The organism is Thalassospira sp. A40-3 (genome assembly GCF_015871485.1).
In the GTDB taxonomy this organism is placed as follows: domain Bacteria; phylum Pseudomonadota; class Alphaproteobacteria; order Rhodospirillales; family Thalassospiraceae; genus Thalassospira; species Thalassospira tepidiphila.
In genome coordinates, this window is sequence record NZ_CP065428.1 from 861,285 (window position 1) to 873,359 (window position 12,075).

10 protein-coding genes are annotated in these 12,075 nt (G+C 56.0%); all 10 read left to right on the forward strand.

Features of this window, described 5'->3' with window-relative positions; all coding sequences use genetic code 11:
- Window positions 1-20: 20 nt before the first annotated feature.
- The 10 genes from fliM (at window position 21) to IT893_RS03905 (ending at window position 12,058) form a co-directional block, all read left to right on the forward strand.
- Complete coding sequence (fliM, locus tag IT893_RS03860; RefSeq protein WP_063087511.1) at window positions 21-1,172, forward strand: flagellar motor switch protein FliM; 1,152 nt, start codon at window positions 21-23, stop codon at window positions 1,170-1,172.
- A 3-nt stretch (window positions 1,173-1,175) separates the two neighbouring features.
- Window positions 1,176-1,868, forward strand: coding sequence for a DUF6468 domain-containing protein (locus IT893_RS03865; RefSeq protein WP_197146877.1), 693 nt, complete (start codon window positions 1,176-1,178; stop codon window positions 1,866-1,868).
- Between the two features lie 151 nt (window positions 1,869-2,019).
- On the forward strand, window positions 2,020-2,748 hold the full coding sequence (locus IT893_RS03870; protein ID WP_197146878.1) for a MotE family protein: 729 nt from the start codon (window positions 2,020-2,022) through the stop codon (window positions 2,746-2,748).
- Window positions 2,749-2,967: 219 nt separating this feature from the next.
- Complete coding sequence (locus IT893_RS03875; protein ID WP_008890394.1) at window positions 2,968-3,354, forward strand: response regulator; 387 nt, start codon at window positions 2,968-2,970, stop codon at window positions 3,352-3,354.
- A gap of 35 nt (window positions 3,355-3,389) precedes the next feature.
- Entirely contained in the window at window positions 3,390-4,031 is a 642-nt protein-coding gene (locus IT893_RS03880; RefSeq protein WP_064788592.1) for a protein phosphatase CheZ, read from the forward strand.
- Window positions 4,032-4,042: 11 nt separating this feature from the next.
- Window positions 4,043-4,927: a flagellar motor protein MotB gene (locus IT893_RS03885; protein WP_231959694.1), complete on the forward strand. Its 885-nt coding sequence runs from the start codon at window positions 4,043-4,045 to the stop codon at window positions 4,925-4,927.
- Window positions 4,924-5,649 carry a flagellar motor protein MotB gene (locus IT893_RS03890; RefSeq protein ID WP_008890391.1) on the forward strand — a complete coding sequence of 242 codons (726 nt, stop codon included), beginning with the start codon at window positions 4,924-4,926 and terminating at the stop codon, window positions 5,647-5,649. Before IT893_RS03885 ends, IT893_RS03890 begins: the two co-directional genes overlap by 4 nt.
- 2 nt (window positions 5,650-5,651) lie before the next feature.
- Entirely contained in the window at window positions 5,652-9,122 is a 3,471-nt protein-coding gene (locus tag IT893_RS03895) for a hypothetical protein (RefSeq protein ID WP_197146879.1), read from the forward strand.
- A gap of 99 nt (window positions 9,123-9,221) precedes the next feature.
- Window positions 9,222-10,541, forward strand: a complete 1,320-nt coding sequence (locus tag IT893_RS03900; RefSeq protein ID WP_008890389.1) for a tetratricopeptide repeat protein — start codon at window positions 9,222-9,224, stop codon at window positions 10,539-10,541.
- Window positions 10,542-10,789: 248 nt separating this feature from the next.
- Complete coding sequence (locus IT893_RS03905) at window positions 10,790-12,058, forward strand: FAD-binding oxidoreductase (RefSeq protein ID WP_197146880.1); 1,269 nt, start codon at window positions 10,790-10,792, stop codon at window positions 12,056-12,058.
- Window positions 12,059-12,075 lie beyond the last annotated feature (17 nt).

Below are 12,075 nucleotides of genomic sequence, written 5' to 3' on the forward strand. Positions count from 1 at the left end.
AATTCAGGAAGCAATCGCTGATGGCTGATGAAGACGAAGATGATGATGCTCTCGCCGCTGAATGGGAAGCCATGGCAGGCGGCGATGACGAGGGTGGAGACGACGGCGGCGAGGATATGGCCGCCGAATGGGAATCCATGCTCGGCGATGATGACGGCGACGATGATGGCGGCGGCGACGATATGGCCGAAGCCATGGGCGGCGGTACATCTGCGCGCGTTCTGAACCAGGACGAAATTGACAGCCTTCTCGGCTTTGATGACGGTTCGGGTGCAGGCGATCAGTCGGGTATTCAGGCGATCATCAACTCGTCGATGGTGGCCTATGAACGACTTCCGATGCTTGAAGTCGTGTTTGACCGCCTTGTGCGTATGATGTCGACGTCCTTGCGTAACTTCACATCCGATAACGTCGAAGTCTCGCTTGATAACATCCTGTCGCTGCGTTTCGGTGATTACCTGAACTCGATCCCGTTGCCGGCCATGCTTGGTGTTTTCAAGGCAGAGGAATGGGATAACTACGGGCTGCTGACCGTCGATTCAGCGCTGATTTATTCCATCGTGGACGTTTTGTTGGGTGGGCGTCGCGGTACGGCGGCCATGCGTATTGAAGGTCGTCCCTACACCACGATTGAACGTAACCTTGTGGAACGTATGATCCACGTGGTTCTTGGCGACCTTTCGGCTGCGTTTGACCCGCTAAGCCCGGTGACGTTCCGCTTTGAACGCCTTGAAACGAACCCGCGTTTTGCCACCATTGCCCGTCATGCCAACGCCGCCATCGTGGCGAAGCTTCGCATCGATATGGAAGACCGTGGTGGTCGACTTGAACTTCTGATCCCTTATGCGACGCTGGAACCGGTTCGTGAACTTCTGCTTCAGATGTTCATGGGGGAAAAATTCGGTCGTGACTCCATTTGGGAAAACCACCTCGCAAATGAGCTGTGGCAGACCCATGTTAATCTATTGGCTGTTCTTGATGAACAGATCATGGCCCTTGGCGATGTCCTCAACCTTGAAGTTGGGAACAGACTGGTTCTTAATACTGGTCCGACCTCGCCTGTCGAGGTCCGCTGCGGGGATGTGCCGTTGTTCAAGGGGTTGATGGGGCGCAAGGGTGACAGGATTGCCATTCAGGTTCGTGATCGTGCGCGCATAAACGAGGAAGACTAGCTGATGGACTTCGCGTTCTATCTGGATCTTGTGATGATCGTGCTGTTGGGGGCAACGATTGTCTATGCGATTATTCTGAACCGCAAGCTGGCAGCTTTTCGGCGTAGCCGCGAAGACATGCAGAACTTCCTGACCGCTTTCAATGCCGCCAATGAGCGCGCCGAAACGTCGATCACCGCCCTTAAGGAAATGGCGGAGCAGTCTGGCGAACGGCTGCGTGAGGATATTGAAAAGGCCGGCGCGCTGAACGAAGACCTGAGCTTTATGGTCGATCGCGGTGAAAGCATTGCCAACCGTCTGGAAAAGGCTGCGCGCGACGTTAATTCCGTGCGTCGTACCGCTGGAAATGCGGCCGATGGCATCGCTGCTGGCGGTGATGGCGGAAAATCGGCCGGGGCTGGCAATGCCGGTCTTGGGCGGATGAAGGCGGCCAAAGACCGCAATGATGTAATTGACGACCATGATCGCGTCGGTGTTGAAACCCGTGCCGAAGAACTTGCCGCCAGAATGGTCGGCGAGATCGAGCGCGGGGGAAATGGCCCGGTCGATGATGGCTATGACCGTGAAGAGCCCGCGCGTTCGGGGGGATCATATGGCAGTCGGGCGGATGTGTCCGATCCCTATGATCAGGATGAAGATGCGGGACGTTCCGAGGCAGAACGTGAATTGCTGGCGGCCTTGCGGTCGGTTCGATAGGAAGTTTCAAGCAACGAATTTGCGTTGTTGTCGGTCTTGAGATTACGAGTTTTCTATATATCTAATGGGTAGGATCCCGTTCCACTGGAACGGACAGAAATCAATCGGGAAGGAGCATGGGCACTTTGTGCCGACATGCTTGGGTGTGTGAATGTCAGGTGTGCGTATTCTGCCGTTGGTCGTTCTGGTTGGCGTGATGGTGCTTTCGATGCGGGTGGTCAACCTGTTTTCGTATGACTCCGCCAAGCAGGAAACGGCAGAGAATAAAGGTGTCAGCGTGGTGCAGATGGCCCAGGCGCAGGCACCGGCACCCGATCCTGCTGCCGAACAGGCCGCAACACCGGAAAATGGCGATCCGGGTCTGGATAACCCGGAAGGACTGACCATGGAAGGTGAGCCGATTGACGGTGTCACGGGTAACCCTGACGTGCCGCCGATGCTGGGCGGTGACCCGACCCTTTTCACCCAGGAAGAAATTGACCTGTTGCAGAACCTGTCTGTCCGCCGTGTCGAGCTGGACCGCAAGGAGCAGCGCCTTGACGAACGCGAAAGCCTGATTGCCGCCGCCGAGGCGCGCATCGATGCCAAGATCGAGGAAATGAAATCCCTTAAATCGGCCATCGAAGGTCTGGTCGAAACCAAGGAAGCGCAGGAAGACGATCGGATCAAAAAGCTGATCAGCGTTTATGAAAAAATGAAGCCGAAAGATGCGGCTCGCATCTGGAACGATCTTGATATGGATATTCTTTTGCAGGTCGCACTGGGCATGCGCGAAGCCAACACCGCAGCGGTTCTGTCAGAAATGACGCCGGATCGTGCGCGCGCGCTGACGTCCGAGCTGGCCTACAAGCAGGATATCAATATGTTACCGCTTCAATAGCGGAATGCTGCAAAGGATTGACCGCACGGCCCGAATGGGAAAGAGTGGCCGTTGGGGGGGAATTTTTGAGCGAAGACAACGTGGTGGCGAATTTAATCGTGGGTTAAACATCTTGATTAACCAATATTAAATAGGTACATCACGATTATTAGGGGCCTTGTTACTATGCGGAAGTATGGTAGGCAAGGGTGGGAGATCAGATAGCTGATGGAGTTGTGAATGGCCGTCGATCCGAATATGCCGATCCTGATTGTGGATGATTACAAAACCATGTTGCGTATCATCCGTAACCTTCTGCGGCAGCTCAACTTTACGAATATTGAAGAAGCGACCGATGGTAGCATGGCGCTTCGCAAACTGCGTGAGGCTCCGTTCAGCCTCGTGATTTCCGACTGGAACATGGAGCCGATGACCGGTCTTCAGCTTCTGAAGGAAGTCCGCGCAGACGCAAAACTGAAGGATATGCCCTTCATCATGATCACCGCTGAAGCCAAGACCGAGAACGTGGTCATGGCGAAAAAGGCAGGCGTCTCCAACTATATCGTCAAACCGTTCAACGCAGAGACGTTGAAAGGCAAGATGAAGACTGTCATTGGTGATTTCTGATCAGGAGCGCGGGGCAGGTGTCCCGCGATACCGCTATGTCTAAGGCGACCAAAGACGAACTACGTCAGTTGTTGAATGATCTTCAGGCTCGCCTTGATGGTGATGACCTGAAGGTCGAACAATTGTCCGATCTGATGGATCAGTTGTCGCGCTTTATGGGCGATAAACCGACCGATGATCAGAAACGTTTGTTTGGCGAGCTCGATGAGCTTTCCGGCATCATTCGCAAGATGAAATCGGAAATCGCCTCGCTTCGTCCGGACGATATCAAGGCCGAGTATATCCCCAACGCAACCGACGAGCTTGATGCCATCGTCGATGCGACCGCCGGGGCGACGCACGAAATCCTTGATGCCATGGACACGCTTGAAGAATTCGCAAGCACCTTGCCGCCAGAACAGGCCGAAATCGTGACCAGTGCAACGATGCGCGTCTACGAAGCCTGTAACTTCCAGGATATCACCGGCCAGCGCACCACCAAGGTGATCAAGGCCCTGAAATCCATCGAAGAACGGGTTGAAGGGCTTGTGACGGCATTTGGTGATGAAATCGCCAAATATGCTGCCGCCAACCCGCGGAAGAAAAAAGAACTGGAAGGCGAAGAGGCTTTGCTGAACGGTCCGCAGCTTGAAGGAAAAGGCGTAACGCAGGCCGACATCGACGCGATGTTTAACTAAGTGGCGTTATCATGGCGGAGATAGAGGACGATGGACCGACACCACCTTCCCCCCCTACAAACGGGGCAGTGGCGTTGTTTCTGGCGCTCTATCTTCTTCTGCTAGCCTTTTTCATTCTGCTCAATACCATTTCGACCTTTGAAGAGGTCAAAACCCGCGAAGTGCAGGAAAGCCTTTCCTCGGCATTTGCGGCCATTCTCCCGCCGACAACCAGTTTGCAGACCGTGACCTCCATCGAGGGGCCAACGGTATCAGCACAGGAAACCCAGGACAAGCTGGGGCATCTTTTTGAGACCGCCATCAAAGTGGTCCGGGTTGAAGTCATTCAGCCGGGCAAGCTGATGGAGGTCATCATGCATGTCGATCAGCTGTTTGATACCAATTCCATTCTGGTCCGCGAAAGACAGGCCGATTTCATGCGCCAGCTGGCCGAAGTGCTAGCTGATGACGATGGTTACGCCTCCTACGAGATGGAAATGGTCATGGGCAGCCAGATCGAAGACAAAGGCACGATCCAGATTGAAAACAATCTTCAGATCGCCCAGGCCGGATCATTTGCCCGCGAACTGACCGATGTCGGCGCACCCGAAGACCGTTTCTTTGTCGGGATTGATCCGGGTGCCGACCCGTTCATCGTGACATTCCGCTTTTTCTGGAATTTCGGTCCCAAGGAAGCGCCGGAACCGATCAATCGTAACGGCAATGGAAATGAAACGCCTGCGGCAACGCCGACCTCCACGACGCCGGACTCTGGCGCGAATGGCGGTGGTTCGGGCGGGCAGACGGGTGCTGTCGCGCCTCAACAATTCATGATCCCGCCGGCAAATGGTGGCGCGCAGCCATCCATTTCCCAGCCGATCCCGCTTGGACCACAAGCATCGGGAGGTGGCGGATGAGCGAAGACGCACCACGCAAGCCAGAGGTCAAGGGCCCACCGCCCTGGATGCTTAGTCTGGCGGATCTGATTTCGCTGCTGCTGACATTCTTTGTCATGCTGTTTGCCATGTCCAAGGTCAAGATCGATCGCTGGGACGAGGTCGTTGATGCCTTGTCGCAATCAATCAAACCGTCGCCGGTTGAAGATACCGACGAGCCGATGGCGAACATGAACATTCCGCGTGTGTATCGCAAACCGGCAATGAACCTTGATTATCTCAGTGCCGTGATTGACGACGCGATTGATGACAACCCGGTCCTTGGCGATGCGCGCATGTCGCGTGAAGCCGACAAACTGGTGATTTCCCTGCCGGGTGATATTCTGTTTGTTGCCGGTAGTTCGGATATGACACCCAAGGCGCAACAGGCCTTGTTTGTGCTGGGCGGGGTGTTGCGCAATATCGGTAACCGTATCGGTGTTCAGGGGCATACTGATCCAAGGCCGCTTAGTGGGCGTGGGCAATATGCATCGAACTGGGAACTTTCGCTGGCCCGTGCCGGGGCTGTTGCCAACGAGTTAAAGCAATCCGGTTACACAGATTACATAAATATTTACGGATTTGCGGCATCAAGATACGACCAGCTTCCCAAACTCTTGGATGAGGAGGCGCGATTTGCAATGGCGCGCCGGGTCGACATTGTAATCGAGCCTCACGGGGGAAGCGGGATCGGAGGCACGTAAGTATGGCGAAACTTGCCGTGCGCATCCTGCTGGCGGTTGCAATTGCGACCACCACGGCAATGGTTTTGCCTTATAGCGGAATGCGCCCTGCAATAGCCCAGGTGGCGGACCCTGTTATCATCCGCTCCGGGCTTCATAACGGGTATGGCCGAATTGTTCTGCAATGGAACGAGCCGGTCAATTACACCGCCGAGATCATCGGCGACCAGTTGGTCGTGCGGTTCGATCAGCCATTGGTGGCTTCGTTGCGCGGTGTTCTGACGCCGGTTTCACGCTATATTTCCGATGCATTCTTTGATCCTGATGGTCGCACAATCGCCTTTGTGCTGAGTGACGACTACGAAGTGCGCGCATTTAACGTCGGCAGCAACGTCGTCCTCGATATCCTAGATAAACCGGACGCACCGGCACCCGCAGTACCGACACCGCCGGCGCGTCCCGCACAGGATAACCAAACCCCCGAAATAACCCCGGCGCCGACAACACCGGTTGAAACGGTTGCCGATAACCCGGCAGAACTGGCGGAGCTTGACGTGCGGGTCGGACGCCATCCGACCTTCTATCGGCTGGTGTTTGACTGGCCAAACCGCACCGATTACGTCCTTGAAGGGGCGCAAGGCGCGCAGACCATCGCGTTTGATGCGCCGGCCCGTATCAATGCCAACGATATTTCACGACGCCTGCCCGAAGGTGTGCGTGTGCGCCAGGGCGATACCAATCCGCTGGATGTCGTTGTCGAAACGACCCCGGCACGGCAATTGCGCCATTTCCGGTCTGGCAACAAGGTCGTGGTTGATATCATGGGCGTGCAGCGTGCCCCGGCAACCACCACCGCGCAAACCCGCACGACAGACACACCAGAGGCCGGGGTGACAACCCCAGCCCCGCCTGCGCCCGCAACCCCGTCTGCAACTGCGCAGAACGAAGATGCGGCGCCAGAGGTTCCCGATGCAGGCGTGCCAACGTCCGAAGAGGGCGCGCTTGACCCCAACTCCCCCGAAGCCCTTGCGCAGGCCGCGCAGAGCGCAGGAAGCACGGTTCGAACCAATGGGCAGGCACCGATCGAACGACAAAGCATCGGCGATCTTGTTGTTACTGTTGATCAGACCGCGACCGAACTGACGCTTGGTTTCCCGTTTGGCCAGCCGGGCGGGGCGGCGGTATGGTCGCGCGCCGGGTTCTTGTGGTTGGCGTTTGATGTACGTGCCAATCTCAACCTTGATAATGTGCGCCAACAGGCCGCCCAGATCGTCGGCGTTGTCGAACAGATCGAAAGCCCGTACGCAACGATTGTCCGCATGACAATCCCCGAGGGCATCGGCCTTTACACCGGCCGGAGTGAAACGGGTGATTGGCGCATCACCATGCAGCAAGGCATCATGCAGCCGGTTGAAAAGCTGGGGCCGTCGATTGAATTGGACGAACAGACCCGTGCGCGCCTGATCGTGCCCCTTGAGGATGTCGGGCCGATTATCCCGATTGATGATCCCGAAGTCGGCGATACCCTGCGCGTGACCACGACAACCCAGAACGGCTATGGCATCGAGGTTGCGCTACGCTATCCGGAATTTGAAGTTCTGCCGTCGGTTCAGGGCGTGGTCGTTGCCCCGATGAATGACAGTGTTCAGGTCGCCGGGCGTGATGATGGACAGGCCGTGATTGTTACCGCCGAAGATGGTCTTAACATTTCACCGGAAGGTGCACGTTTGCTGGCCTCGGCAACCGGGGTGCGCGCGCAAACAGGTGATGGTCGCGAAGGTCTTATTTTCGAGCTGGATGACTGGCGGCGCGGTGGTCTGGACCAATACAACAAAACCATCCGTGGACTGCGCCGGAAGATTGCAGAATCCGGTGACGAGCATCGCAACAAGGCGCGCCTTGATCTGGCCCAGTATTATCTGGCGAACGGATTGGGCCCCGAAGCCGATGCGGTGATTTCCGCCATGGAACACGATGATCCGCTGATTGCGCAACGATTGCAGTTCCGTGCCCTTAAGGCAGCGGTCAAGTTCCTGAACCGGGAATATGAAGAAGCCGAACGCCTGCTTGAAGATGAACGCCTGCGCAAGATCCCCGAGATGCAGCTTTGGCGGGCGGTGACCCTGGCGGCGCGCGGGCGTCCGAACGAAGGTGCGCGCGATCTTCTTGAAAGTGTTCATATCCTTGATTACTACCCGCCTGAATTGCTGTCGCGTCTGGTGCCGATTGCGACTGAACAGGCCTTGATCGTCGGCAACCCCGAAGCGGGCATGGACATGATCGAAAAGATGCTGGTGACCCCGGGTCTTTCCGAAAGCAAGATCATGGATATCCAGTACCTCAAGGGTATTTTCGAAGAAGAAGCCGGCGAGCTTGAACAGGCTGTCGCGACCTGGGATCAGGTGGCAGAGGGAGAAAACCGCAAGGCGCGTGCGCACGCGATCTTTGATCGCACCGAACTTCTGATGCGGCTTGAACGCCTGACGGTCGAAGATGCGATCGAACAACTTCAGAAACTGCGTTTTGCGTGGCGCGGTGACGCGTTCGAGATGGCGTTGCTCAAACGTATTGGCGAATTGCAGATTGAGAACAAGGATTTCCGCGAAGGGCTCAATACCCTGCGTCAGGTCGCGATCTTCTTCCCGAATATGCCGGTGGCGACCGAGGCGACCGACATGATGCACAAGACTTTTGAAAACCTGTATCTCGGCGAGGAAATCAATAATATCTCGGCGATCAAGGCGGTTGCGCTATATGACGAGTTCCGCGAACTGACCCCGGCGGGTGACAAGGGCGACGAACTTATTCGCCGTCTTGCCGACCGCATGGTTGATGTCGAACTGTTTGAACGCGCCGAGGAACTCCTTGAACATCAGGTCGACTTCCGTCTGACCGGGGTGGAAAAGGCCCGGGTCGGGGCGCGACTGGCCTTGGTTTATCTTCTTGATAGCAAGCCCGAGGAAACCATCCGCATTATCGACGAGACCGAAGTGCCCGGCGTCTCCGACGAACTTGCCACCCAGCGTCGACACCTTCGGGCGCGTGCCCTGCTTGATACGGATCGCGGTGTCGAGGCGATTGCATCGCTTGAAGGCGACTATTCGCGCAATGCCGAATTGTTGCGGATCGACCATTATCGCAATACCCGCGATTACATGTCTGCCGCCGAGACCTTCCAGCGTCTGGTCGGTGAAGAACCGTTCGATGAAAACGGTATCTCTGATGAGCGTGGCCGATACATGCTCAATTGGGCGGTCAACCTGGCAATGGCTGGGCAGGAACGTACCCTTAACATGCTCAAGCGACGCTATGGCGAAGTCATGGCCCAAAGCCCCTATGCCGAGGCCTTCAGCCTGATCACATCTTCGCCAACCCAAGGGTTGATTGATTACCGGACGCTTGCCGATCGCGTCGACGAAGTAGAAGAGTTCCAAGGTTTCCTTGCAACCTATCGAGACCAGTTGGAAAAGTCGCAGCTTAGTGCTATAAATTAACGTTCAATAACTATATGGTGGCGCCTTTTTCGCCCAACGTGGGTGTAAGCGCTATGATTCTGTTGGATTTTTTTGAGCGGTGAAGAGTGTAGTGCTGTGATGGATCGTGCACTTAAAATGGTCTATTACGATGAGGCAAATGTCGAAAAAGACATTTTCGCCCAGCTTTCGCTTGCCCAAAAGCATTATCTGGGCGACGGCATGCCGCGTGATGAGTCCGCGACCCGCCGCATCCTTGACCAAATTCACAGACAGAGCCGTGCTTTTGCGGCGGTTTGCTATGGCTATATGCGCAGCAAGGGACTCGGCGTTGCCGAGGATCTTGGCGAAGGTCAGCAATGGTACCGCGAAGCGGCGTACTGGTTTAACGAAGAAGCTGCCGCTGGTGGTCCGGTATCGGCAAATAATCTTGGTTATCTCTATGCCAAGGGGCTTGGCGTTCAGGAAAATGCCGAAACGGCGGCGCACTGGTTTGAAGAGGCGATCGAGTTCGGCTCTGTCGCAGCGCTTTACAACCTTGGTGTTTGCTATCTGAACGGTTGGGGCGTGCCGCAGGACGACGAAAAGGCTGTCTCCTATTTCGAACGCGCAAGCGAACTGAATGACCCGTCTGCTGCCAGCGTTCTGGCATACCTTTATCTTGAAGGCCGCGGGGTTCGTCGCGATCCGTCGAAATCGTTCGAGTTTAACATGCGTGCGGCACGCGCCGGCAGTGTCGAGGCCGCATCGGCCCTTGGCTATGCACTTGGTGTCGGGCTTGGCGCGGAACGCAATATCGCCGAAAGCATCAGCTGGTTTGAACTTGCCGCAAGCGAAGGCGATGCCTATGCCCAGGCCAACCTTGCGATGTATTTCTGCCATTCATCGGATCTGAAACTGTTTGACCGTGGCTGGAAGATGTTGAGCCATGCGGTTAATCAGGGGGATGCATCTGCGAAATATCAGATGACCCAGATCCAGATTTTCGGTGTGCCGCACCGCGAACCCGATTACGCCAATGCGCTGGACCTTGCCATGGATCTGGCCGAGCTTGGCCATCCGGGCGGCTATCACCTGATCGGTGTAATGTACGAACATGGCCTTGGTGTGCCGGTTGATATGGTGCGCGCGGCGACCTGGTATGAACGTGCGGCCCGCAAGGGATCGGCAAATGGTCAGGCAGCACTTGGACGCCTTTATGCGATTGGCAGTGGCGTCGAACAGGACAATATTCTGGCCTATTACTGGCTGAAAATGTCGGCACCGACCGAAGGCAGTCAGGCGCAGCGCGAAATGGGGGCAATCCACGCCCGTATGAGCGAGGACGAACGCAAGGTTGCCGAAAAATACGTGGCGGAAAATCCCGGTCCGCGTCGCGGCAGCTTTGGCCTCAAGCCGCTTGAACAGGATGTTTTCAAATCCGGCCGCCGCCAAGGTTAGGACCGGATATCCGTTGGGCGCCAAAGCCCAAGTCTAGGGAAGACCAAAAGCCGTCCTGCGCTGCAGGCGGCTTTTTTATTTACCGGTCGGGTTGGAGCGATGGTGTTGTTACCCATGGCGCTGGATACAGGAAAACTAATCCATTGATGCCATCTGGATTTGAGTTATGGTTTTAAAATCAGTTCGTTAACCCAATTCATTTTCAGGTTCCACCGCAAGGCCCACAACGCCCGGTGACCGAGGTCCAAATGCAAGATGATCTGACATCGGTCTGGGAAGCGACCGCGAATAACGCCCCCGAAACACAAAAGCCCGAAGGCGACTACGCCTGCGATGTCTTGGTTATCGGTGGCGGCTTCACCGGGATGTCCTGCGCGCTTCAGCTTGCCAAGGGCGGTGCGTCGGTGATTGTTGTGGATACCATCCGGCCGGGTTTTGGTGCGTCCGGGCGCAATGGCGGGCAGGTGATCCCGGGGCTTAAACACGATCCGGACAACATAGACCGGCTTTATGGCGAATTCTCAACCGCGTTTGCCGGGAAAACCTCCGAGACGACATTCAACCTGATCAAGGAAAACGACATCGACTGTGATGCCACGCCAAGTGGCTGGATACAGGGTTCGGTCAAGCGCGATCACCTTGGCTGGTTGGAAACCCGCATGCGCGAATGGCAGACGCGCGGGGCGGATGTCAAAATGCTCGATACCGCCGAAATTCAGTCCCTTACAGGATGCCAGCGCCTTGTCGGTGGATGGCTCGATAACCGGGCAGGCCAACTTCATCCGTTGAAATACATTCGCGGTCTGACGCGGGCAGCCCAAGCAGCAGGTTGTCAGGTATTTGCACCGGCACCGGTAAAGCGCGTTAAAAGCATTTCCGGGAAATGGCATGCCGAGATTGAGAATGGCGCGGCATCAATAACAAGCGACCATCTGGTGGTTGCAACAAACGCCTATTCCGGCGACCTATTTCCGAAATTGCGCAGAAGTCTGATCCCGGTAAACAGCTTTCAGGTGGCAACAGTACCACTCAGTGAAGAACAGCTTGCGACCGTGCTACCAACCAAAACGCCCGTTTCCGACAGCCGCCGGATTGGTAATTATTTCCGCATTGGTCCGGGCGGACGCCTGATGATCGGTGGGCGGGGATCCTTTGCTGATCCCGTCAGTCGCGTGGCATTTAATGGGATCGTCTCGGAACTGCATGCCTATTATCCTTGGACGAAGTCGGTTCCGATTGAGTTTTGCTGGGCGGGCCGCCTTGCCATGACTTATGACCATTTGCCGCATATTCATCGCCCGCTGGACAATATGACGATGGCGGTTGGCTATAACGGGCGCGGGGTGGCTTTGTCGACGTCACTGGGCAAGGCAATTGCCGATAACCTGTTGGCGCCCGATACGCCGTTGCCCCTGCGGTTCAGTGACATCAGCCCGTTGATTGCCCATGACATGCACCGTGCCTATGCGACGATTGCGATCTGGTATTATCGCCTGCGCGATTACCTCGAAAGCTGAGATAGGCTGTTTTTCTG

What these genes read in the sequence shown, in the direction of transcription:
- IT893_RS03875 (WP_008890394.1), top strand. Translation starts at nt 2,968, where the DNA reads ATGGCCGTCGATCCGAATATGCCGATCCTGATTGTGGATGATTACAAA.
- fliM (WP_063087511.1), top strand. Translation starts at nt 21, where the DNA reads ATGGCTGATGAAGACGAAGATGATGATGCTCTCGCCGCTGAATGGGAA.
- IT893_RS03900 (WP_008890389.1), top strand. Translation starts at nt 9,222, where the DNA reads ATGGATCGTGCACTTAAAATGGTCTATTACGATGAGGCAAATGTCGAA.
- IT893_RS03880 (WP_064788592.1), top strand. Translation starts at nt 3,390, where the DNA reads ATGTCTAAGGCGACCAAAGACGAACTACGTCAGTTGTTGAATGATCTT.
- IT893_RS03870 (WP_197146878.1), top strand. Translation starts at nt 2,020, where the DNA reads ATGTCAGGTGTGCGTATTCTGCCGTTGGTCGTTCTGGTTGGCGTGATG.
- IT893_RS03890 (WP_008890391.1), top strand. Translation starts at nt 4,924, where the DNA reads ATGAGCGAAGACGCACCACGCAAGCCAGAGGTCAAGGGCCCACCGCCC.
- IT893_RS03885 (WP_231959694.1), top strand. Translation starts at nt 4,043, where the DNA reads ATGGCGGAGATAGAGGACGATGGACCGACACCACCTTCCCCCCCTACA.
- IT893_RS03905 (WP_197146880.1), top strand. Translation starts at nt 10,790, where the DNA reads ATGCAAGATGATCTGACATCGGTCTGGGAAGCGACCGCGAATAACGCC.
- IT893_RS03895 (WP_197146879.1), top strand. Translation starts at nt 5,652, where the DNA reads ATGGCGAAACTTGCCGTGCGCATCCTGCTGGCGGTTGCAATTGCGACC.
- IT893_RS03865 (WP_197146877.1), top strand. Translation starts at nt 1,176, where the DNA reads ATGGACTTCGCGTTCTATCTGGATCTTGTGATGATCGTGCTGTTGGGG.